This window comes from Holtiella tumoricola, from assembly GCF_027857615.1.
In the GTDB taxonomy this organism is placed as follows: Bacteria; Bacillota; Clostridia; order Lachnospirales; family Cellulosilyticaceae; genus Holtiella; species Holtiella tumoricola.
In genome coordinates this window covers 28369-51808 of the sequence record NZ_JAQIFT010000058.1, presented here as the reverse complement: position 1 = coordinate 51808, position 23440 = coordinate 28369, and the positions used below count along the sequence as shown (strand labels likewise).

Here is a 23440-nt window from a genome sequence, read left to right as displayed (position 1 = left end):
TACGATTTCTTAAAAACTGGTCAATTCTTTAACTTTATAGCCATTATACATGATAGCTATAGCAAAACAAGCTGTGATTGTTTCTGTAAAAACAAAGGAGATCCATACACCATTTAATCCAAATAACATAGCTAATCCTATTACACTTGGAACAATCACAACAAGCCCTCTTAAGATAGAGACACTAAATCCTTTTTTCGTCTCTTCAATTGCTGAGAGGTAAGCTGCGCCTACTATATTAATTCCTGCAAAAATAATACCTATAAAATAAATATGCATTCCTGCTATCGCAAGTTCTGCAAGCATTAAATTTTGTTCTTTATTAAACACTGCTGCAAGAGGGTTAGCAAAAATATAAATGCCTATATATAAAATCACACCTAATCCTACTGCCAAGCATAAAGCATATTTTAATACTTGATACACTTTCTTCATGTCACCATCACCATAGTAACGACTCATAAGTGGTTGTATACCTTGTGCAATACCTGTAAAAAGTGCCAAACAGACTAATGAGATATTTGCAATAATACCATATGCTGCAACTGCCACATTGCCAGCTAATTTTAAGATTACCAAGTTAAATACAAGTAATACAATACCTGTTGAAAGCTCAGTTACAAATGCAGAAAGACCTAAACTACAACTATCTTTAATGGTACTTATTTGCACCTTACATTTTACAAAGCGTAAGCTATTGTGCTCCTTAAAGAAATGAGTTGAGAGTATACCAATGCTAATCATAGGTGCAATCCCTGTAGCAAATGCTGCACCAAACATTCCCATTCCAAGAGAATAGATAAACACATAGTCTAATATAATATTGATTAAGCTTCCTACTACCATAGCCATCATAGCTAGCTTAGGCCCTTTGTCATTACGTACAAAACAAATAATAATATGATTCAAAATAAAGAATGGTGCTAGAGATAAAATAGTTTTTAAATAGCTATTCATCATATTAAAAGTCACTGCATCTGCTCCAAGCCAACCGCAAATAGTCCTTGCCCCCATTAATCCAATGATACTAAGTACAAGACCAATGCCAAGGCCTATCATTATGGTTTGACTAAATACTTGATTCGCCTCTTTCTTCTTATTTCTAGCCATAAGAATCGTATATCTTGTTCCACTCCCTATTCCAAGTAGTAGACCCATACCATTCATAAGTCCAAAGATAGGTAATGCCAAGTTTAGAGCTGTTAGAGCATCTGCTCCAATACCATTAGCAATGAAATATGTATCTGCTAAGATATAGCAAGATATCCCAAGCATCCCTAACATGTTCAAAATAACATAGCTCATAAAAGTTTTAAGTGTGTGATTATTCTTCATAAATGCCTCCCTCTAATTTTACCGTTCAAACAAAAAAGTGCCTAAAATCACATTCCTTCTAAGACCTACGGAATATGTTTTAGGCACTTCTATTTGCTTAATCCGGTGATTAAACAATAAGTGTATTATTTATTTTTGAATCGTGATACTTTCTGTCTTTGCAACACGACTTTTTGAATCGAACACTACAGCTTCTAATGTATTTTTTCCACTTTTAAGTTTAGCATATGGAACGGTAATTTCATATGGTGCAGTTGCACAAACTTCTAAGCGTTCTCCATTCAATTTATAAACAACTTGTGAAATATAAGCATCATAAGACTTTACCCAAGTACGTAATGTCATATCCTTTGTTGCTTTAACTGAACCTTTAATTTGCTTACTTGCTTTTGGGAGATTGGCTTGCTTTTCTACAAGAGGACCATTTACTACATTACTTAAGAAATATGGATCTTCTATAATTTTTTTATAACGTTCTAGTACACCTTTACCTCCACCTTCTAGTAAGCTATAGTTTACACGATTTTTGCTTTTATCTGCTAAGTTATAGTTATTGGCACTATACCATTGAATACATTTTACACGTGGATACTTTGTTTTAATACTTTCATAGAAATAAGTCATCTTTGCCACAGCAAACTTAGAGGTATCTTGTTTGTTAGGTGCAAAACCTGCTTCATGACTGGCTGCATATTCACTAATCATAATCGGTTTTCTAGATGCATACTTGTTATAAATATAATCTAGTGATTCTAATGGATTTCTTCTATCTGTAGGTTTTGTAATATCTCCGTTCTCAAACTGAGCACTATAAATACTAATACCTACCCAATCTACATAAGCATCTCCAGGATAGTAGGCATCTATTTGATCAAGTGGCATTTCTGATGGTGACCATACCATCGCTACATTAGGTGCGATTTGTTCCATAATGTCATGTACCATCTTCCACTTTTCAATATATAAGCTTGGATTACCATTCCATGGCACCCATTTTCCATTCATCTCTGAAGCATAACGTAAAAATACTGGTACGCCTAAGTCTCTTAATTCTTCAGCATACTTTGTAATGGCTTCCTTTGTTACTTCTTGCAATCCACGATTGGGTTCGTAGGCAATATGTACTGCTGCACCGGCAGCTTTTATATCTTGTTCTTGCTGTTGTAAACTTTGATTCAGTGTTGTTCCTATTGAACCATAATCAAAAAAAGTCGCATGTTTCTTCCCTGTCATTTCATTGAACTCTTCAAATTCATTAAGGTCCCCACCCCAGTTGTAACTTGAATCTTTGAACTTTTGCTCTCCACCAATAAAAGCACCTATATAGGCTCCTCTTGCTGGTTCATACTTGGCAAGTTGTACTGTCTCAGCTGGTGCTTCTTCTACTTGATAAAATTCTATGGTGCTATTAAGTTCATCAGCTTTACGAAGTGCTGCAAGATAGCTTTGTTGATTTTCCCCTTTATTTTTATAAAGTGCTGCTTGCTTATAGTAATGATCTGCTGCAAGTTGATATTTTTCTACCTTTTCATAAGCTTTTGCAAGCTCACTATGCACTGCTGCTTGGTCTGGTAGTTTAGTTGCAGCATATTTTAGTTCTTCTACAGCTTTTGCATACTGACCTTGTTGCATATAACTCATACCTTTTTTGTAACAGTTCCACCCATTACCGCCACAACTTGCCCCTGCATAAGTTGGTATCGCAGCAAGCATCATCATTGTCCCTAATGCTAGGCAAACCTTTTGTTGAAATGTCTTCATCTTCCGTGCTCCCTTATCTAAATTTCTAGTAATTGCTAAAGTAGTATATCATAAATGGCCTACTCACGCATTAGGGTTAGGTTTTGGGAAATCATAATCATCTTTTAGTACACGCTTAGCATTGACAATAAAAATTTCTTTGCTACATTTTGCATAGGCTTCTTCTAACCGATCTTCTTCTGACTGTTCGCCCCTAAATAAATCAATCTGTCCATTGTCTGGTGCAAACTTCTCTTTCATTCTTTCTTCCATGTGTTGATGAGTTTCTACACTGCCATCATATAGAATATGCTTCACCTCATATCCCATTTCATAAAGTGCCCTTGCTACAAGTGTACTTCTATGACAATCTGTTGGATCTTTTTCGGCGCACATAAATGCTATATGATAACCTTTTTCTAACCCATTTTGAACACGTGAAACACCTTCTAAAAACTTATCTGTCTTAGCTAGTTTGGTAAAATCCAAATACCCTTCTTTAGTATTCAGTTCAATCTTATCCTTTATAATTCCAAAAGGTTGATCCATATGCAAATAAGCTATTCCATGTTGTTTGAGATAAGCCTTAATAATTTCTTTATTAAATTGAGGATGAAATCCTGAATAAGCCATTGTACGTACATCAATCACACAGTTAATATGATATTTTAATAGAAGTTCTAAAAAACTCTCCTGTGTATGATGGGCGTAACCAATTGTATAAATAACCTGCTCTTCCATTACCGTGCTCCTTATATTTAGTTTTTTTCTTAGTATACAACGAGTCTTAAAGAATTATTAACTAAACTATTTTCTTATAAAAGCTATTCTTAGTATAACAAAAGGATATTGTAAAATAGCATAATAAGTAACTATTTTACAATATCCTTTTATTATTGATAATTTTTATCTATGATTTAATGATTCTATTTCAAGAGTATAGAAAAAATCTTCGGTACAAAAATAATCCCCCCTACAATTAATGCACTAATAGCACATACTAAAACAGCTCCTGCTGCTGTATCCTTTGCTACTTTCGCGTTAGGATGAATATCTGGCATTACCATGTCCACAATGGCTTCTACGGCACAATTAACAAGTTCTGCTCCTATGACCATTCCACATAAGATAACACAAATACACCATTCTATTATACTTATCTTAAACTCTATGCCAAATAAGATAACAAGGCACATGGCGCATAGATGAATTTTCATATTTCTTTCGTTTAATACTCCTACAGCAATTCCCTCAAAAGCATGCTTAAAACTTGAAATTAGTGATTGTCGTTGATGTGACTTTTGCTTGATAGACACTTATTTTCCCCTATACTATTATTTTGATTCGTATAGTTAGCTTACTACAAAATAATACACACTTCTACCACCCGATGCGAATTTATTTATGATTCCTTCTTATTTATACGATTAATAATTCATCCATATGTTTTTTGTAATTATAAGGTGTATAAGAGGTGAAGCGTTTAAATTCATTGATAAAATGTGCCTGATCATAATAACCTAGCTGTTCATAGATTATACTCTCCTCATTATCTTCTATAAATCGAATAGCATTTTGGCATCTGATAATACTTGCATATCGCTTTAAAGTGATCCCCATAAAACGTTTAAAAACTCGGCTAATATAGCATTGGCTATATCCCATTTCTTCTGCCAAATGCCTTACACTCACCAAACCTGACGTTTTAACAATCTCTTCTATAGCCTTTTGTATAATATGATTAGTTTCATAGAATACTAAGTCTCCAAACTGTTCTACAAAATATCTTACTAAGTCCTCTAATCTATCATGGCTAGCCAGATATTCTATCATCTTACTTGTTGGTAATTCTAAATCTCCCTCTTGATTTAAAACATATCTATTATTAATGAGCTCCTCTATGCTTATATGATCTATATCAGGAATAATACCTAAATTGAATTTAATCCCAAAACATCTATCATATTGCCCTATAGAAGATACACTACCTTGTAGAAAGCTCCCACACAAATGGATCTGGCCCTTTCCTTCTTGCCATACGAATTGTATATCCATACAACCATCCGGTATAACCGTAATAGGTTCATGGTTAGGATTATTAAATAAATAAAACTTATTATACTTTGAATGTTCTACTTGTATTTCTTGATAATCCATACTTCTTCTAATACAAAAATTTTTCATATCCCACCTCAATCTTTTCTTTATTAAAGTGTGTACGACTCCTTTCTACCATCTTTAAACTAAAAAAGGCGCCCTAGGAATAACTCCTAAGACGCCTTTGTCTATATCTTCATATGTAATTGTATTCAACTTCATTCTTTTAATATAATATATTATACTCATTATTCAAAATTTGTATTGTAAAAAATGATACTCTTTATTTTATCATTTCTCTTACGCGAAGTGCAATACCCATTTCTGATGCTAACCTTTTACACCCTTCTATCTGTTCCCCACTAAGAATGTCTACAACTGAAAAAGTTATTTGTGGAATAACCTTTTTACATTCACTCGCAAAGTAAAGAAGATGGCTAAAACTTATTTCACCAAATTTAGGTCTTGCTATTTCTAAGTAACTCTTTACATCTGGAGCATTTAAACTAATAGAAATAGAATCGACTAATCCTTCTAATGTTGGAGCTGTTTCTTTCTTATGAATCAAATCTGCTAACCCATTTGTATTAATACGTATAGGTGTTTTACTTTTTGCTTTAATCCACTTACATATCTCTACCACTGTATCTAGTCTTTCAAGAGGCTCACCATAACCACAAAATACAATTTGATCATAGTCTTCTAAATTATGTTTTTCAAACGCATCTATGATTTCTTCTAAAGTTGGTTCTTTCTCTAACCACAAACTTTCACATTCCCCTACACTATCATGTTCTAGTCTTACGCAAAACACACACGCACAAGGACATTTATTCGTTATATTTACATATAAGCTATTGTCTATCTTATATAAGATGGTCATCTCCATCCCTCCATTTACTCAAGAATACCCATACATTTTCATGATCTATGTAAAAGGTATTTTTACATAAATGAAATAGAACTTCAATACATCCTCATGTCCCTTTTGAACGAATTACAATCTATACCGATACAATTCATTTCTTATATAACTTAGATTATTTCCTCTTCCCTCTACCTTCTCTTGTCCAAATTAAATAAGCTATTATACCTATAACAAAAATCCAAAAGAGTATATCTATGCCTAATGGTACCTCCTCAAAAATAATCGCTCTATTCATATACATTTCTCTATTCCCCCTAGAATATGTCTACTTCTCTAAATTTCCTTCTTTACAATCATTACAACATGTTCTGTTGCATCTCTATATTGAGGAAGTTCTGCATATTCACATGCCTTTTCTACATAGTTTGCATAGACTTCAGGCATATAGTTTGCTAAGTTACTAAGTTCTACGTGCATTCCTGATATATAACTTTCAGCACCTGCATAAGAAACCAACTGTAATCCTGACTTTTCTATCTCTTCTAACGCCTTTGGTGGTGTTGTAAAATAGGTCTGGGTAAAGCTTTCTTCTTCACTAAACTTCAAGTCTCCATTTATATATCTCTCAAAATGCTCCTTGTCTAAAAAGCTCTCTGGAAACTCATATAGGCTCGCCTTAAGTGCGCCCCACGTATTGATATATGCAATAAGGATTATGCCTTCATCTTTTACAATTCTTTTGGCTTCTCTTAAAATATGTAAACGGTCTGCTTCTTCATGTAAATGATACATTGGCCCCATGATTAGTAACCCATCGAAACTATTATCTTTAAATCCTTCTAACTCTAAAGCACTTTGGCAATAATAATTTTCTGCCTTCAAACCTGCCATCTCTATTTGATCTTTTGCAATAGCCAATTCCCTTTTTGATAAATCTAATAAAGAAACTTGATAACCTTGTTTAAGGAGGGCTAATGAATAGCGTCCAGGGCCTGAGCCAATATCTAAAACATGACCATTCTTTGGAAAATACTTTTCTATAAGATGTAAAGTCGTTTTGTATTCCACTTGACTATAAGGATTGGCAAGTCTTTGCCACTCTCTTTCTGCTTCTTCATCATAGTATTGTTTTACAACTTCCATTACAACGCCTCCTTTTATTTTTCAGAATATATTGTTCACTATCTTATCCCATATTAAATCTTCTGTCAATTCTTTTTTATAAAAAATAATCCTAAGCCTCTCACAAGAAACCTAGGATCATTTATACTTTTTATTCTAATTCATCTATATCAAAAGCGGCGGCTTTGGTATAGGTTGTTACTTTTGCCTCGAAGAAATCAGTCTTTGTATTATTTAAGTTTGCAAAGCTTTCTATCCATTCCATTGGATGTGTTGTAATCTCTGGGTAAAGAACATTTAATCCGATTGCCTTTAATCTTAAATTGGATAAATATTTGATATATCTATCAATAAGCTCATCATTTAAACCTAGTATTTCATTATTGGTTACATATTGTCCCCAACTGATTTCATGCTCAACAGCGACCCTCATCATCTCTACTAGTTCGCTTTCAAATGCTGGTGTAAAGATACTTGGATTCTCTTTTTTAAGTTCTTTTAAAATATTTTGGAACAATACAAGATGAGTAATTTCATCTCTATTGATATATTTAAATAATGTACTTGTTGCTGTCATTTTACCTTGTCTTGCTAATGTATAGAAGAAGCTAAAACCTGAATAAAAGTAGATACCTTCTAAAATATAATTTGCCATAACAGTTTTAATAAAGCCTTCTTCTGTAGCTTCCTCATTAAATGCTTGATAAATACCTGCTATAAATTTATTTCTTTCTAATAAGTGCTCGTCATTTCTCCACATATCATAGATTTGATCTCTTGTAATGGGATTGGTAACAGAGTCTAATATATAGGAATAACTTTGTGCATGTATCTCTTCTTGAAAAGCTTGAATATTTAATAAGGAGGATACTTCTGGTGCTGTAATATATCTAGAGAGATTTGGTAAGTTTTCACTTTGTATAGAATCTAAAAAGTTGAGGAAAGAAATGATTCTATCAAATGCTCTTCTTTCTCCATCTGTTAGATGAGGAAATTGTTTAACGTCTTCACCTAGTGAGATCTCCTCAGGTATCCAAAAATTATTAAGCATCCCTCTATACATAGTATTTGCCCAATCATATTTGATTCTGTTCCATTCTCTTAAATTAGTTGTATCTCCACTAATTAAAGAATGGGTACCTCTTAGTCCATTTTCATTAAATATCATTTTTTTCTTCATTATCAATACTTCCTTCCACTCTTAGCTTGAACAGCTTGTACATTCATCCATTTCTAGAGATTGGTTTCTGATATAGTAAATCGTCTTTACACCCTGTCTCCATGTTTCCATATACATTTCTAAGATATCTTTCGCTTTTATTTCTGGTGTAATATAAAGGTTAAAGGACTGTGCTTGATCTATATGCTTTTGTCTTACACCACAAGCCTTTATACTCCACTGTTGATCGATTGTATGAGCTTCTTTATAAGTCCAAAAGTTTTCCACTGATAAATCTGGAGCTGTCTTAGGTGTAAAGCTACCTTTCTTCTCTTCAATGAAGAACTTTTTAAATATAGGATCTATCCCTGCTGTAGTATTTCCTATATTAGATGTACTTCCCGTTGGCGCTATAGCCATAATATACCCATTTCGTACACCGTACTTTTTCACATCTTCTTTTAACTTAAGCCATCTAGAAGATGTGTAACCACGTCTTTCAAAGTAAGCACCTGTATGCCATTCAGAACCTTCAAACTCAGAATAAGCACCTTTTTCTTTAGCTAACTCCATAGAACCTTTTATAGCCTGATAAGCAATTTCTTCGAATAAAGTATCTGCTACTTCTAAGTGTTCTTGGCTTTCCCACATAATATTTTTCTTCACCAGGTAATGATGATACCCACTTGTTCCTAGACCAATTGCTCTATACTTATCACTGGTTAATTTCGCTTCTGCAACAGGTAGGTCATTGAGAGATACTACATTATCAAGCATTCTAATTTGTAGAGGAACAGTTTCTTGTAACTCTTCTAACTCTGTCTTTCCTAGATTGATAGAATTTAAGTTACATACAACCATATCCCCAGGAGTGATCGTACTTCTAATTTCCCTTCTACCATCTCCTACAATCTCTTCGTTTACAAATATACTTTCACTTGTATTTTGAGTGATTTCATGACAGAGATTTGACGCATAAATCATTCCAGCATGCTTATTCGCATTGTATTTATTGACTGTATCTCTAAAGAATATAAACGGTGTACCTGTTTCAACTGCACTCTTTAGTATCTTTTTCATAATATCTAAAGCATCTACCTCTACTCTAGGTAACATTGGATTATTTTCACACTCAACATATTTACGTGTAAATGCCTTATCCTCTACATCATCAAAAGCATCCTCTAAGTAGTACCCCATTAATTTATGAACACTATAAGGATCAAACAATGACCACTTTTGTCTCTTTTCTAATCTCTGCATAAAGAGGTCTGGTATAGATAATGCAGTAAATAAGTCATGGGCTTTTCTTCTATCATCACCATTATTGGTTTTAAGATCTAGAAAATCGTAAACGTCTTGATGCCAGATATCCAGTGTTACTGTTGCACCACCTTTTCTTTTCCCTAATTGATCTACTGCTACAGCTGTATCATTATATAAACGTACCCAAGGGATAACGCCCCCTGATGCATTTTTGTAACCTCTAATCTCACTATTTAGAGCTCTTATTTTTCCTAAATAGATACCCATTCCTCCACCATGTTTGGATACTTGGGCGAATTTCTGATTGGTATCATAGATAGACCACAAATTATCTCCCACTGTTGAAATAAAGCAACTACTTAATTGATAAGTCGGTGTTCCTGCATTACCTAATGTAGGTGTTGCTACTGTCATCTTTAACTGGCTAAGTAAATCATAGAATTTTTTTGCATAATGAACTTTATTTTCTTTTTCAGGAATAGCTAAATGCATAGCTATTGTCATAAATCTTTCTTGTGGCAACTCTAATACTTCTTTTCCAAATCCTCTTATCAAGTATCTATCCACTAAGAGCTTGACCCCTTCATAGTTAAATAAGTAATCTCTTTCTGGTTTAATATATTCTGCAAGTTCAAGGATATCTTCTTTGGTATACTCCGTTAAAAGATACTTACCATATAGCCCCTTCTCTTCTAATTTATATATAAGCTCTAAGTAACTGCCATACCCGAAGTGGTCATATCCTCTATTTTTCTTTGCTTCTTTATATAAATCAAATAATAATAATCTAGCTGCTACATATTGCCAATTAGAGTGGGTTACCTTTGTACTTCCACCAAATTCATTTGCTTTTGTTTGTATAACCTTTCCTATCGCTGTTTGTATAAGTATCTTCTGTATCTCAGCTGTTGTCATCTCTTCTCTAAACTGAATGCAAGAATCTAATTCAAGTTCTATAGGGTCACATCCTTCAATCCCCTCGCAAGCCATATTAATCATTCGTTTTGTTTTCTCTACGTTTAATTTTTCCAACCTACCGTCTCTCTTACGAATCAATATATCCATTAGTCAGGCCCCTTTTCTTACCATTTGTATATCTATTAAAATTATTGTTTTTTAATAATATTTATCTTTTACGTATATCTATGATAGCATACTCTATTTATTTTTTGTACAACAACTTCAGTCTAAAATTTCCTCCCTTCTTCTCACCCCTTGGTATATCTATATAAACTTTATAAAAAAATAAAAAAGATGAGTAACTGTCTATAGCTACTCATCTTTTCTCTTCTCTAACCTACTATTAAAAACCATATAATCGGGATAATCAACGCTGGCAATAGGTTTGAGACCTTTATTCTCTTAATATCTAAAAGGGATAGACCTATTCCAATAAGTAAAATACCACCTACTGCATTCATCTCTATCATCATTGCATCACTTAAATACGGCTGCACAGTTTGTGCCATTAAAGCAATACCACCCTGATAGATTAAAATAGGAAATGCTGATAGAGCTACACCTATACCCATACTGCTTGCAAAGATTAGAGCTGAAATACCATCCATAATACTTTTTGTATATAAAATTGTATGGTCCCCTCTAAGCCCACTATCTAGTGCACCCATTATGGCCATCGAGCCTACACAAAAAAGTAAAGTAGCAGTAACAAATCCCTCTCCTATTCTACTTTCTTCTTCTAAACCTGTTCCACCCTTCCCCTTTACTTTATCTTTTAACCAATCTCCAACTTTATTAAGCTTACTATCAATATCGATCCATTCTCCTATCAATGCACCAATTACTAAACTTACCACAACGATTAGCATATTCTGTGATTTAATTGCAAATGTAATACCAATAACAGCAGTTACTAGTCCTAGTGCACTCATAATCAAATCTTCATAACGTTTTTCTATGCCTCGCTTTAATAAAATCCCTAATATACTTCCTACTAATATTAATAATACATTTACAATGGTCCCTAACAAAATCATCCCTTTATCACTCCTAACTTACCTCATGTTATAATCATTCTTTATATAACCGATAGTACATCATTGGATAAAATTATAATTTATATTTATACCAAAGTAAACATACTTATAAAAATTGAAGTAAATTAATAAATACGTTGTCTTATCATTTTTACGGACACTTTTCCCTTTTTTGCCCTATCCTTCCAAAATTGATTCCCCATTTGATTGAACATCCAAATTGGTATTTTAGGACTTACTAATAAATCTTGTTGTTTTGTTTCTTCTTCATTTAAAATAGCTCTGCTTAAAACTCTAAGAGCATTACCTATTTGACGTTTTACAACAAACTCCATAGGCATCTGATCACGTGTTGCATACATCATTTCACCTGCACCAAGGCCTAGTCCAAACTGCCAGCTATAACCTATTTTTTCTGTAAAGAATCTAAGATTTCTTAAAGCATACTTATTTTGCTCTCCTTGTAAAAATCCATTATTACATAATGCATATACCCTGGTTTTAGGTTCTCTTAAGTTTGGATAAACTTCTAAATAAGTTTCAAATTCCTCTAAGAAAGATAGTAGACCAGCATATAATGTATCTACATAAAGGGAACAACCTATCACTAACTGATCTGCCTGCGTTAACTTTTTATAAGTACTGTCTAAATCCTTCTGCTTGATTACTTTGGCTACATAGATTTCTTCACATTCCACCTGTTCTCCTAAAAGCTTTTTTAACTCTTCTATGTAATAATGAGTAACACTGCGTTCTTGCTTTGGACTACCATTTAAAAATATTACTTTTTTCATTTTCTTATACCTCCAGCCCTTTACAAAGTTCTATTAAGGCACTAACAATCTCTTCTACTTTCTCTTCACTTTCACAAATGAATGTATAGCCTTTTGACTTTTTCATATTAATACTATTTGCATTGATAATCCCTTTAAAAGTCTCTACTTCTTCCTGACTTAAATCTTCTCCATAGCCTACAACAATAAACTCTGGGTACTTTTTGTAACGTGGTTGATGGTGTGTCTCACCTTTAACTGTTTCAAAAAAAGGTAATACATTAGGTATGTTACGGTCTAACATATTCTTAATCACCGGCTCATACGTTCCATATTTAATTTGAGTAATCAGAATCACAGTATCATTACTTATATATGCTTTGCTAAATTCAGTTTGTTTATCTTTGATGACACATGTGCCAGGTGTTTTTACCCAACACCCAAAACATCCTAAGCAATTTTTACTTTCTTCTATATTGGCACCAAAAGTTTGTATAGGATATTCTTGTTCTTTCAACCTACTAAGTATTTCCTCACGAAGCCTTTTACCAAGAATATGAGTTGGTTTTTCATTATATGATACAAGTACTTTCATTTTTACACCTCGCTTAAGTTGACACTGTCAACCTTTTTGCCATTAATATAGCACCCTACGTTGACACTGTCAACCCAGAGTGCTATACTTTTAAAAAAATATATTAAATAAGGATGAATTTATTATGACACCCTCTCATGTGACTGATGACTCATTACGCACTAAACTTATCCAGACCGGACTACGCCTTATTGCTACAGAAGGCTATAATAATCTCTCTCTTAGAAAAGTAGCTAAACTATGTGAGGTAAGCCATAATGCCCCTTATAAGCATTTTGCAAATAAAGAAGAATTGGTTCAAGCCATTATGCAAGAATCAGCTAAGGAATTTCAAGCTGCCCTAGCCCCTATTCTTACTCATTACCACGATGCCCCTAAAGAACAGATTATAGAACTGGGTGTAGCCTATGTCACCTTTATGGTAGCTAATCCTGACTACTTACAGTTTTCCTTTATGAATCAATCTCCTATACCTATTTGTATAGAAAGTGGTATGTTCCATCCATGTTCTAATCCATCTTTTAATGCTTTTAGAAGCACAGCGCTTCGTTATCTAGAAACAGTAGGAGCTGACCTAGCACTTTATGATACTTATGTGCTTTCTATGTGGAGCCTTGTCCATGGTCTTGCTTCACTCTTTGCCAGCGGAAGCATTACAAGTGTAGAGCCTGCAGAAGTCGTTGCACGACACACAATTACAACCAGCCTAAATACTATGTTTGATTCCAATTAATGATTATTAATCTGTAAAATAACTTAAATAGCCATCATTATGGTCATAAGTTTTAGTAAAGGATTGAATAAGCTTGATAGCTTGTTCCTCCTTTATGACTTTTCTGCCTACTGGTGTAGCTAGACCCATTCCTATGAGATGTACTTTAATAAGTGTATAGTATAATAACATCCATTCATAACTTTCAATAGGTGTTGCACCATCTAAAGGTATACAACGCTCATAGATATAGTTCACTAAATAATTTTCTAAAATATGGCCTTTTTGTTCTAAGAAGTCCTTATAGCAACTTCTCTCACCCTTTAAGTAAGTTTTATAAGCTTGCTGTAAAGTTGCAGTCTCCTTTGTTAATCCTAACCCTTCTAATACTTGGTCTAAGCACTCAGCATAACGCTCAGATGGTAGTTCCATATCTTGCTGTAAGAAATACATTCTTTCAATTAGAATGCCCGCATCTACTTCTCTTTCACCTGTAAAGTTTTCACCTGTATACTTTTGCACAAATCCTGGTATTTGTTTTGTTTTTCCTTTTAATGCAAGTTCTGTAATTCCAAGCATTAATCCTTCTACATGTGTTAATCTCTCTTCTAAGTAGAAATTCCTATTTTGTAATAGACCAATCGCCTTATCTCTTATAATAAAGAAATAATCTTGCCATTCTTTTGGGTTTTCTATATTTAAGTCCACATCTGCACTAATTGTTGATTCATTAAATAGCTTTTCTGATAAGCTAAAAGTTATTGGTTTTTCTTGTAATAAGATTTGACGTGCTGCTTCTGGACAAGAAAATGTCATTGAATATTCCATAGTATTATGGATGCGATTTAATGTTCTTGGATAGAGTCCACAAGTATGGCTTAAATAGGATTCACCTAGGCCACTATAGATATCACACCATCCATCTTGACTTAAAAATGCACAACGGTTATCTTTTAATTTAATTTGTGCTGCACAAGCCTTAGTTGCTTTTTGCTTACAATCTACAATGTCTTGACTAAATCTATTTTTAAGTTCTGCATGCTCAACTTTTTTATATTTATCGTAGGTACCAGCATCTACTTCAATGGACCATCCTGCACAGCAAGTATCTTCACATTTACCACCTATACATTTAAAGTCCTTAATATAAGAAGGTACTATACGTTTATATTGTTTTTGTTCCGGCATTTAATTCATTCTCCTTAACCTGACATGTTTCCCTTATTGTATCGAATTTCTAGCTAAAACTCTAGTCTCTATATTGAAAACCTTTGTAAATAAATAGAATTTCATATCTTTCTATATAAATAAAGCTAGTAGAATCTAAACTTAATATTAGTTTAGATTCTACTAGCCTAGTTTGGTCTGCTAGCAATTTGCTATTGTACACAAGCAAGCGTACTTTTCTCCACTTGATCCTCTTTTTTATAAAGTAATTTTAGTATAATTGGTGTTATAACAGATGATACAATAACAAGGAAAATAACCGCTGTGAATAAACTTGGTTCCATAAGTCCAGCACTTAAACCTTTTTGTGCAACAATAAGTGCCACTTCTCCTCTTGCCATCATTCCTACACCTACACGCAATGCTTCATGTCCAGAGAATCCTATTAGTTTTGCACCTATACCACAGCCTATTATCTTTGCAAGTAATGCTACAAGCACAAAACATACTGAGAATAATAATACTGTCGTTGTTACACCTGTAACTTCTGTCTTAAGTCCAATACTTGTAAAGAATATAGGGCTAAACAACATATAAGAATTTATATCAATTTTTTCAACAATATACTCTGAAGACTGTATATTACATAGGATAATTCCTGCTACAAAAGCGCCTGTAATATCAGCTATACCAAAGAAATGTTCTGCTATGTACGCCATCAAAAGGCAAAGTACAAATCCGTAAATTGGGATTCTCCTTTTATGAGGATACTTCTTATCAAAGTATTTAAAAAGTAAATTAATTATTACCCCTCCAATGATAGCAATCACAAAAAATGCTACTGTATTAAAAACAACTTTCATTGGAGCTGCTTCTGGATTCTTGAGTCCAATTACAAAAGTCAATAAAATAATCCCTATCACATCATCTACAATGGCTGCACTTAAAATAGCTGTGCCTACTTTTCCTTTTAATTTGCCCATCTCACGTAAAGTCTCAACAGTAATACTTACTGATGTTGCTGTAATGATAATCCCTATAAAAATTGCTTGATAAAAGGCCTCACTTCCTACAGGTGCAAAACCATTAAAGCAGGAATAAAGTAGATAGCCACCTCCTAAAGGTACAATAACACCTAATGAAGCAATGCAAAGTGAAGCAAGTCCTGTATTTTTAAGTTCTTTTAAATCAGTTTCAAGGCCTGCAGTAAACATGAGCATAATTACTCCAAGCTCTGCCATCTTGACTAAAAAATCACTCTCTTTTACAATTCCTAACACATTAGGACCTATAATAAGCCCTGCAACCAAAATACCTACTACTTGCGGTAAATGGATCTTTCTAAAGGCAATACCAAATAATTTTGATGCAATTAATATAATTGCTAAATCTAGAAAGAACTCATAAGAAAGCATATATTTCCCCACCCTTGTTCAATATTTTTTATCCAATTACCTATTATATACCCATTAGTTTAACTTTCAACTTTTGTAATGTTTTTCATTTGATTCTCATTTAAAGATCTCAAATTATTTTATTAATTTTTTATACTATTTTTTATATAAAACAAAATATCATGTAATATTTTTCATTTTTATCCGATTCATCATATGCATTTATTACAATTTAAACTCTAGTATGTTTATATTTTTCTACACCTATTTCATTAAATTATTTAATTTTTCTAATTCCTTCAAATCTGCTTTTAACTTAAAAATTGATTTAATAAAAAAAGAGATATTCTAATTAAAAGAATATCCCTTTTTTATACTTTAATTAATAACGTTTTGCATATCCGCAACGTTTACAAAGTTCTTCTACTGCTTGACGATTTGAGAAACCTTCATAAATTCTCCTAGCCCTTGGTCCTTCTATTATTTCACCTAAAGTCTTCTCAAAAATATTTCCTAATGGAATATTTCCTTCACTATCTAAACAACACGGTACTACTGTACCATCTACATGAATACCTATTTGATCTCTAAGCCCATAACAAAATACTTGCTTGGCTGTATCTATCTTATCTATGTCTGGCCACTCAAACTTTTCTGCCATATTAAGATATAAGTGATGAGCAAGCTTACCGCCTCGCTTCTCTAGTAATAACTGTCTCACTTGTAGGTCTAAGTTCTCCTCTAATAGGCTAATAATATCTTCATTTAATGCATTATCTGCCTTTAGTTCTTCTGTATCCATATTCCACAATCTAATAGCACAGATAATATCTGTTTTCTGAGTAGCTTCCTTTACAAACTCTGTAACCTCTTTCACATATGTTTTAAGATCTACTTCACTACTATTTGCCTCAAAACTATGAAGTGAAATATTAACTTGTCTTAAATGACTTGATGCCAATAAAATATCTTTGACCTTAGGTAATAATGTTCCATTAGTAGTTATATTAACTGTTAACCCTGCTTGATTACTTATCTCCAAAAATGTTTCAAGTTGAGGATGCAGGGTAGGCTCCCCCATTAAATGAAGGTAAATATAATCTGTATAAGGCTTAACTTGTTCTATTATATGTTTAAAAGCTTGTGGCTCCATTACTTGTAATTTTCTTTTTGTCTTAGGACAAAAATTACAACTTAGATTACATATATTTGTAATTTCAATATAAACTTTTTTAAATCTTTTCATTGAGTCGTATCCTACTTTCTAAGGTATGTCCTTTTATACTCTATTTGTATTATAACATAAAAAATAAGGAGCCTTACTTACTCCTTATTTTTTATACTTTCTTCTTCTTGTAGAATCTCAACAATAATACTTAGAATAACCTTATCATAAATATCTTCTGCTAATTGAATTTGTCTTTGACCTTCTTCAATAGCTGGTATTAATTCAGCTTGGTTACCTTTCAAAAGGTTACCTATATCCACTAAAACATGCTGTACATTTACACTTATCTCATGATGAGTCGCCCATATATAAAGCTCATAAATAGTAATTAAAAATAGCCTATAGTCTTTTACCATATCCTGATTTTCTATATTTACTGCTAACTGATTATTAAGTTTGATTCTGTCTTCAATTAAAGAGGTTAAGATAAAAAGATTCTTTAACTTATGCTCATTACCATTTCCTCTAGTCATTTCATATACAGTATTCATCATATCTTCGATTGTTATTCTATACAATTTCTCAAGTTGTTTATTATGTGTTTCTAATCTATATGGAAGAATAAATCTATTAATCACTAATGCAATGATTGCTCCAAATATAACAAAAAGAATACGACTTTCTGATAGTACTAATGCATCTCCCATCAATGCTGCTGCACCAATAGCTGAAACAGTCACACAAATGGTTGTATGTCGATACTGTTTTAAGTAATTCCCAATATATCCAGCGCCCATTAAAATTATAGTACGTATAGTTAAATCATGAAAAATACTAAATAAAATAACAACTATAATCGATCCTATAATCGTTGCAAAGATACGATCCTTTAGTTTCTGCTTTGACTGTTCATATATAGGCACAATCAAAGAAAAAACTGTAAACATAATCCATCTTCCCTCTGTTAACTTAAAAAAGTCTGTTAAAAAAGCCGCTAATGTAATACCTATAGCAAGACGGCATGCATAAGAAAACTTAATAGAATTTCTATCTAACTCTATTTTAAAGACAAAATGTTTCTTAAATCTCTCTAAATTATATTGGTTATTTTCTATCTTACTTAATTCTTCTAAATTATTTTTAATAAAGCTCAGATGATTAAGAAGCTTCAAAACTTCTATATCATTAATTCTTTCTATCTGATATTTACTTAATAAGGTCTTAAAGATCTCATCTAAGCAGTCTATTTCTGCTAAATCATTAAAGCATTTACTTATTTGATCCAGTATGCTAATAAGGTCATCAATCATTTCTTGTTGCTCTGCTTCATACTTAACTTTGTCTAAAAGATAAGAAATTTTTTCTAAAGAAACAGCTAAGTTAAGCTTGATCATTCCCTCCTCCGTTAGATAAAAATCTTCTTCTCTTCTATCATAAAGTAGTGTAGTGAATAGATGAATCTGTTCTCTAATATCTTTATCTATCCCCTCATACTGTTGGTTTACCTTAATATACTCTGCCTTTTTAATAATATTTTTACACAGTTGTGCTAATAGCTGATTACCTACTTTTTTAAACTTATTTTTATTAATAACTAATTGAGACACCATAATAAAGATTGCTCCACATACTAAGGCGCTTAGTCTGTTAGGTATCAACTCTATACTAACTGGCGTTGCTAGTATAAACAAATACTCTAATACGAAAGGCATATACATAGGCTTCTTCAAATTATATAAAAGGCTATAGCCCAAAATAAAAATAGCTATAAAGTTAATAGGAATACCTAACCAAGTATTCATACTAGCCAGTGTGCTTGCACATCCAATAAATAAGTTTAAAGCAATAAGAGTAAAAGTATTTTTCCACGGTGCTAAAGTTAAATCTCTTTCTAAAAACATTAGCATAGCTGTTATGGTGGTAACACCGATTAAAGTATTTTCATTTCCAAAAATACTTTTGAAGATAATAATAAATCCTATAATTGCTACAAATAGAATTGTCTTTGACATAATGAGCTTTTTATTCATTTATATTCCTCCCCTTCCTATATACTTTTATTAATTTCTTATAGAGGTTCATTCTATACTTCTTTTCAACCATCTAATTACATTAATTACTTTACAACTTTTTTGTTGCATTCGCAACTTTTGACTTAGTAATAGATATTTCTTTAACAAAAAAAGATATTTAATAAAAAGACTGCTATCTTAATATAGCTGTCCTTTTTATTAGATATCTCCTTATATTTTTAGCTATAAAAATATTGTTAAAAATTAAATTTTCATATATTCCTAATATATATTTTAAAATTATTTAATAAAAATAGTTTATTTATTATTTCTGCCAATCTATTTCTCAAGATTTTTTTGTCATATAAGCTATTTTTTTATAACATATGTTTATTTTTTTATGCAATTAATGCATTTTTCTTTGACACTTACCACTTGTTAAATAATTGACAATTTTAAACTCCAGTAGTATTATTACAATGTATTCAAAATAAATATTAATTTTATATATTTATATGTAAATTAATAGTATATATAACAAATACGATATCTAATTATTGTTTATAAGGGAGGCTGTTATTATGGCTACAGAAAAAAAAGCACCTGTTGAAGCTCCTGTTGTGGATGCTCAAGCTATGGTTAATGAATTAGTTGAAAAAGCAGATAAAGCACTTGAAGAGTACATGAAACTCGATCAAGAACAAATTGATAAAATCACTCAAGCTATGGCCCTTGCTGGTCTTTCAGCTCAAATGAAGCTTGCTAGAATGGCTGTTGAAGAAACAGGACGTGGCGTTTTTGAAGATAAAGTTACAAAAAATATCTTTGCTACAGAATATATTTATCACAGTATTAAACATGACAAAACTGTTGGCTTAATCGAAGATAATGAAGATGAAGGTTATATGGAAATCGCTGAACCAGTTGGTATTGTTTGCGGTGTTACACCTACTACTAACCCAACTTCAACTGCTATGTTTAAAGCAATTATCTGTGCAAAAACACGTAATCCTATCATCTTTGGTTTCCATCCATCTGCACAAAACTGCTCACGTGAAGCTGCTAAAATCGTAAGAGATGCTGCTGTTGCTGCTGGCGCTCCTGAAAACTGTGTTCAATGGATTGAATATCCATCAATTGATGCTACTACAGCTCTTATGAACCATCCAAAAGTTGCGATGATTCTTGCTACTGGTGGTTCTGCAATGGTTCGTTCTGCATACTCAGCTGGTAAACCAGCACTTGGTGTAGGCCCTGGTAACGTACCTGCTTTCATTGAAAAAACAGCTAACTTAGAACAATCTCTTACAGACCTTATGCTTTCAAAAGCATTTGATAACGGTATGATTTGTGCTTCTGAACAAGCTGCTATCATTGAAGCACCTGTTTATGATAAAGCAGTTGCTTTCATGAAAAAATTTGGTTGCTACTTTGCAACTAAAGAAGAAATTAAAAAACTTGAACCAATTGTTATCAACCCACAAAAACAAATGGTTAATCCAGATATCGTAGGTAAATATCCATATGAAATTGCTGCTCTTGCAGGTATTACTATTCCAAAAGAAACAAAAGTACTTTGCTGTGAAATTGATGGCGTTGGCGAAGAATATCCTCTTTCAAGAGAAAAACTTTCTCCAGTACTTGCTGTTGTAAAAGCTAAAGATGCTGAAGATGGTATCAAAAAAGCTGAAACAATGGTTGAACTTGGTGGACTTGGTCATACAGCTGTTATCCACTCTACTGATGAAGCGCTTATTGAAGAATACGGTGAAAGACTTAAAGCTTGTCGTATCATTGTAAACTCTCCTTCTGCTTTTGGTGGTATTGGTGATGTTTATAACTCAATGATGCCTTCATTAACTCTTGGTTGTGGTTCTTACGGACGTAACTCTACTTCTTCAAACGTTACAGCAATGAACTTAATTAATAAGAAAAGGGTGGCAAAGAGACGCGTGAATATGCAATGGTTTAAAATTCCAGAAAAAATCTATTTTGAAGCTGGCTCAGTTCAATACTTAGCAAAAATGCCAAATATCTCTCGTGCATTAATCGTAGCTGACCCAATGATGGTTAAACTTGGTTATGTTGATCGTGTAACATACCAATTAAATAAAAATCCTAATAAGCTTTCTATTGAAATCTTCAGCGAAGTTGAGCCAGATCCAGACCTTGAAACAGTAAGAAAAGGTGCTGAAGTTATGCGTTCATTCCAACCAGACGTTATCATCGCTCTTGGTGGTGGTTCTGCAATGGATGCTGGTAAAGCTATGTGGTTATTCTACGAACACCCAGAAGCTGACTTCGTTGGTATGGCACAAAAATTCTTAGATATTAGAAAACGTGTTTACAAATTCCCACACATGGGTAAAAATGCTAAATTTGTAGCTATTCCAACAACATCTGGTACTGGTTCAGAAGTAACATCATTCGCTGTTATTTCAGATAAATCTAAGAATATGAAATACCCTCTTGCTGACTACGAATTAACACCAGATGTAGCTATTATCGATCCTGAATTTGTAATGAGTGTACCTGCTAGTCCTACTGCAGATACAGGTCTTGATGTATTAACACATGCTATTGAAGCATATGTATCTGTACTTGCTTCTGATTTCACAGACGCTCTTGCAATGAAAGCTATTCAACTTGTATTTGAATATTTACCACGCTCATACAAAAATGGTGCTAAAGACCCTGAAGCAAGAGAAAAAATGCACAATGCATCATGTATTGCAGGTATGGCCTTTACTAATGCCTTCTTAGGTATTAACCACTCACTTGCTCATAAACTTGGTGGTGAATTCCACATTGCTCATGGTCGTGCAAACGCTATCCTTCTTCCACACGTTATCGCATACAACGGTGAAACAAATCCAACTAAGTTTATGGCATTCCCTAAATATGGTAAATTCACTGCTCCTGAAAGATATGCTGATATCGCTAGAATGTTAGGACTTCCTGCTTCTACTCCTGAAGAAGGTGTTAAATCTCTTGTTCAAGCTGTTCGTAACTTAATGAAAGAACTTAATGTTCCATTTACATTAAAAGAAATGGGTATTGATGAAAAAGTATATCTTGAGGCAATCAAAGACCTTTCATATAAAGCATTCGAAGATCAATGTACAACAGCTAATCCAAGACTTCCAAAAGTTCCTGAATTAGAAGATCTTTACAAAAAAGCTTACTACGGTAAATAAAACATTAAGAAGAGGTAGCCCATATGGACTACCTCTTCTTAATGTTTTTCATAGCTTTAACCTTTTTATATCTTTAATCAGTTTGTCTTACTCCTATGTAGTTCTTGATTTGTCCTAGGGTTACCATAACCCCTACACTAATAATAACTACTTTTAAAGTTATAACTATTTCTTGATTGCCTAGAATACGAAACATTATCATCATTACTAGTAACAAAGATAAAATAATTAATGCTATTTTTTTAAATACTCGTTTTTCATTCAAGCTTAATGGCTTATTAGTATCTTGTACTGGTACTAATGTTACTATTATGCCTAATGCTATGCACAATAGTAAATTCCCTATTCCTTGACTCTTGCCTAGTAGATCTATTCCCATAAAACATACTATAAGCATTCCAACCGAAAACAAATAGCATCTTATCCTTGTCTTTGCGTGATATCCCCCTGCATATGACCTTAATGGAATATAAGCCATCATAAAAATAAGGCTTGCTAATAGTTTATTAAAAAACATACCTAGAATCAATGTTGTACATATATTAATACCTATTAATATTACTTGCTCAATCCCATAGATATAAATGGGTTTATCCTCAGGTACAATAACTTTATTTTCTATTAGATAATCCGCCATTTGTTGACTTATTGCTGATAACATTAAAATTTACTCAACTTTTTAGCTTCATCTGGAAGTTCTGGTTGGTGTACAAGAAAAACACAAGCACTATTTGAATTAAATGCAGTGATTACTAGTGCAAGGCTTGCTACAATTCCACTTAATTTTAATAACATATTTTTCATCTGGCTCTCCTCCTTCAACTATATTTACACTAGT

The 23440-nt window shown here is 32.8% G+C and carries 21 protein-coding genes; 2 read left to right on the top strand and 19 right to left on the bottom strand.

Going from position 1 to position 23440, the window contains the following annotated elements; all coding sequences use genetic code 11:
• Positions 1-9: 9 nt before the first annotated feature.
• The 13 genes from PBV87_RS16025 to PBV87_RS15965 all read right to left on the bottom strand — a co-directional run bounded on the left by PBV87_RS16025 (position 10) and on the right by PBV87_RS15965 (position 12952).
• Complete coding sequence (locus tag PBV87_RS16025) at positions 10-1335, bottom strand: MATE family efflux transporter (RefSeq protein WP_271012929.1); 1326 nt, start codon at positions 1333-1335, stop codon at positions 10-12.
• Positions 1336-1464: 129 nt separating this feature from the next.
• Positions 1465-3096, bottom strand: coding sequence for a glycosyl hydrolase (locus PBV87_RS16020; protein WP_271012928.1), 1632 nt, complete (start codon positions 3094-3096; stop codon positions 1465-1467).
• 63 nt (positions 3097-3159) lie between these two features.
• On the bottom strand, positions 3160-3816 hold the full coding sequence (locus PBV87_RS16015; RefSeq protein ID WP_053985910.1) for a DUF488 domain-containing protein: 657 nt from the start codon (positions 3814-3816) through the stop codon (positions 3160-3162).
• 185 nt (positions 3817-4001) lie between these two features.
• A complete protein-coding gene (locus tag PBV87_RS16010; RefSeq protein WP_271012927.1) occupies positions 4002-4391 on the bottom strand; it encodes a diacylglycerol kinase family protein in 390 nt (129 codons plus the stop codon).
• A gap of 103 nt (positions 4392-4494) precedes the next feature.
• Positions 4495-5259 carry a helix-turn-helix domain-containing protein gene (locus tag PBV87_RS16005; RefSeq protein ID WP_271012926.1) on the bottom strand — a complete coding sequence of 255 codons (765 nt, stop codon included), beginning with the start codon at positions 5257-5259 and terminating at the stop codon, positions 4495-4497.
• A 196-nt stretch (positions 5260-5455) separates the two neighbouring features.
• Positions 5456-6055, bottom strand: a complete 600-nt coding sequence (locus PBV87_RS16000; protein ID WP_271012925.1) for a TIGR04100 family radical SAM protein — start codon at positions 6053-6055, stop codon at positions 5456-5458.
• 157 nt (positions 6056-6212) lie between these two features.
• Positions 6213-6341, bottom strand: coding sequence for a hypothetical protein (locus PBV87_RS15995; protein ID WP_271012924.1), 129 nt, complete (start codon positions 6339-6341; stop codon positions 6213-6215).
• Positions 6342-6373: 32 nt separating this feature from the next.
• A complete protein-coding gene (locus PBV87_RS15990; protein WP_271012923.1) occupies positions 6374-7183 on the bottom strand; it encodes a class I SAM-dependent methyltransferase in 810 nt (269 codons plus the stop codon).
• A 130-nt stretch (positions 7184-7313) separates the two neighbouring features.
• Positions 7314-8342: a ribonucleotide-diphosphate reductase subunit beta gene (locus PBV87_RS15985; RefSeq protein ID WP_271012922.1), complete on the bottom strand. Its 1029-nt coding sequence runs from the start codon at positions 8340-8342 to the stop codon at positions 7314-7316.
• 21 nt (positions 8343-8363) lie between these two features.
• Complete coding sequence (locus PBV87_RS15980; RefSeq protein WP_271012921.1) at positions 8364-10652, bottom strand: ribonucleoside-diphosphate reductase subunit alpha; 2289 nt, start codon at positions 10650-10652, stop codon at positions 8364-8366.
• A gap of 227 nt (positions 10653-10879) precedes the next feature.
• On the bottom strand, positions 10880-11584 hold the full coding sequence (locus tag PBV87_RS15975) for a DUF554 domain-containing protein (RefSeq protein ID WP_330373829.1): 705 nt from the start codon (positions 11582-11584) through the stop codon (positions 10880-10882).
• 125 nt (positions 11585-11709) lie between these two features.
• A complete protein-coding gene (locus tag PBV87_RS15970) occupies positions 11710-12378 on the bottom strand; it encodes a flavodoxin family protein (RefSeq protein ID WP_271012920.1) in 669 nt (222 codons plus the stop codon).
• Positions 12379-12382: 4 nt separating this feature from the next.
• Entirely contained in the window at positions 12383-12952 is a 570-nt protein-coding gene (locus PBV87_RS15965; protein ID WP_053985917.1) for an NADPH-dependent FMN reductase family protein, read from the bottom strand.
• Positions 12953-13076: 124 nt separating this feature from the next.
• Between PBV87_RS15965 and PBV87_RS15960 the strand changes: the two genes are divergently transcribed.
• Positions 13077-13685, top strand: coding sequence for a TetR/AcrR family transcriptional regulator (locus PBV87_RS15960; RefSeq protein ID WP_053985918.1), 609 nt, complete (start codon positions 13077-13079; stop codon positions 13683-13685).
• Positions 13686-13691: 6 nt separating this feature from the next.
• Here the strand turns inward: PBV87_RS15960 and fliB are convergent, their stop codons facing one another.
• The 4 genes from fliB to PBV87_RS15940 all read right to left on the bottom strand — a co-directional run bounded on the left by fliB (position 13692) and on the right by PBV87_RS15940 (position 19423).
• Positions 13692-14852, bottom strand: coding sequence for a flagellin lysine-N-methylase (gene fliB / locus PBV87_RS15955; RefSeq protein ID WP_271012919.1), 1161 nt, complete (start codon positions 14850-14852; stop codon positions 13692-13694).
• A 191-nt stretch (positions 14853-15043) separates the two neighbouring features.
• On the bottom strand, positions 15044-16246 hold the full coding sequence (locus tag PBV87_RS15950; RefSeq protein WP_053985920.1) for a cation:proton antiporter: 1203 nt from the start codon (positions 16244-16246) through the stop codon (positions 15044-15046).
• A 361-nt stretch (positions 16247-16607) separates the two neighbouring features.
• Complete coding sequence (locus PBV87_RS15945; protein ID WP_053985921.1) at positions 16608-17471, bottom strand: radical SAM/SPASM domain-containing protein; 864 nt, start codon at positions 17469-17471, stop codon at positions 16608-16610.
• 77 nt (positions 17472-17548) lie between these two features.
• Positions 17549-19423 carry an FUSC family protein gene (locus PBV87_RS15940; protein WP_053985922.1) on the bottom strand — a complete coding sequence of 625 codons (1875 nt, stop codon included), beginning with the start codon at positions 19421-19423 and terminating at the stop codon, positions 17549-17551.
• Positions 19424-19986: 563 nt separating this feature from the next.
• Here PBV87_RS15940 and adhE point away from each other — a divergent pair.
• Positions 19987-22602 (top strand): bifunctional acetaldehyde-CoA/alcohol dehydrogenase, encoded by a 2616-nt coding sequence (gene adhE, locus PBV87_RS15935; protein ID WP_053985923.1) that lies wholly within the window; start codon positions 19987-19989, stop codon positions 22600-22602.
• Between the two features lie 73 nt (positions 22603-22675).
• On the opposite strand, the gene PBV87_RS15930 is transcribed toward adhE, so the two are convergent.
• Positions 22676-23263 carry an accessory gene regulator ArgB-like protein gene (locus PBV87_RS15930; protein WP_271012918.1) on the bottom strand — a complete coding sequence of 196 codons (588 nt, stop codon included), beginning with the start codon at positions 23261-23263 and terminating at the stop codon, positions 22676-22678.
• Positions 23263-23406: a cyclic lactone autoinducer peptide gene (locus tag PBV87_RS15925; RefSeq protein ID WP_082238875.1), complete on the bottom strand. Its 144-nt coding sequence runs from the start codon at positions 23404-23406 to the stop codon at positions 23263-23265. Before PBV87_RS15925 ends, PBV87_RS15930 begins: the two co-directional genes overlap by 1 nt.
• Positions 23407-23440 lie beyond the last annotated feature (34 nt).

Coding starts and splice junctions, on each gene's coding strand:
- PBV87_RS16025 (WP_271012929.1), bottom strand. CDS start 1,335: ATGAAGAATAATCACACACTTAAAACTTTTATGAGCTATGTTATTTTG.
- PBV87_RS16020 (WP_271012928.1), bottom strand. CDS start 3,096: ATGAAGACATTTCAACAAAAGGTTTGCCTAGCATTAGGGACAATGATG.
- PBV87_RS16015 (WP_053985910.1), bottom strand. CDS start 3,816: ATGGAAGAGCAGGTTATTTATACAATTGGTTACGCCCATCATACACAG.
- PBV87_RS16005 (WP_271012926.1), bottom strand. CDS start 5,259: ATGAAAAATTTTTGTATTAGAAGAAGTATGGATTATCAAGAAATACAA.
- PBV87_RS16000 (WP_271012925.1), bottom strand. CDS start 6,055: ATGACCATCTTATATAAGATAGACAATAGCTTATATGTAAATATAACG.
- PBV87_RS15995 (WP_271012924.1), bottom strand. CDS start 6,341: ATGTATATGAATAGAGCGATTATTTTTGAGGAGGTACCATTAGGCATA.
- PBV87_RS15990 (WP_271012923.1), bottom strand. CDS start 7,183: ATGGAAGTTGTAAAACAATACTATGATGAAGAAGCAGAAAGAGAGTGG.
- PBV87_RS15985 (WP_271012922.1), bottom strand. CDS start 8,342: ATGAAGAAAAAAATGATATTTAATGAAAATGGACTAAGAGGTACCCAT.
- PBV87_RS15980 (WP_271012921.1), bottom strand. CDS start 10,652: ATGGATATATTGATTCGTAAGAGAGACGGTAGGTTGGAAAAATTAAAC.
- PBV87_RS15975 (WP_330373829.1), bottom strand. CDS start 11,584: ATGATTTTGTTAGGGACCATTGTAAATGTATTATTAATATTAGTAGGA.
- PBV87_RS15970 (WP_271012920.1), bottom strand. CDS start 12,378: ATGAAAAAAGTAATATTTTTAAATGGTAGTCCAAAGCAAGAACGCAGT.
- PBV87_RS15965 (WP_053985917.1), bottom strand. CDS start 12,952: ATGAAAGTACTTGTATCATATAATGAAAAACCAACTCATATTCTTGGT.
- PBV87_RS15960 (WP_053985918.1), top strand. CDS start 13,077: ATGACACCCTCTCATGTGACTGATGACTCATTACGCACTAAACTTATC.
- fliB (WP_271012919.1), bottom strand. CDS start 14,852: ATGCCGGAACAAAAACAATATAAACGTATAGTACCTTCTTATATTAAG.
- PBV87_RS15950 (WP_053985920.1), bottom strand. CDS start 16,246: ATGCTTTCTTATGAGTTCTTTCTAGATTTAGCAATTATATTAATTGCA.
- PBV87_RS15945 (WP_053985921.1), bottom strand. CDS start 17,471: ATGAAAAGATTTAAAAAAGTTTATATTGAAATTACAAATATATGTAAT.
- PBV87_RS15940 (WP_053985922.1), bottom strand. CDS start 19,423: ATGAATAAAAAGCTCATTATGTCAAAGACAATTCTATTTGTAGCAATT.
- adhE (WP_053985923.1), top strand. CDS start 19,987: ATGGCTACAGAAAAAAAAGCACCTGTTGAAGCTCCTGTTGTGGATGCT.
- PBV87_RS15930 (WP_271012918.1), bottom strand. CDS start 23,263: ATGTTATCAGCAATAAGTCAACAAATGGCGGATTATCTAATAGAAAAT.
- PBV87_RS15925 (WP_082238875.1), bottom strand. CDS start 23,406: ATGAAAAATATGTTATTAAAATTAAGTGGAATTGTAGCAAGCCTTGCA.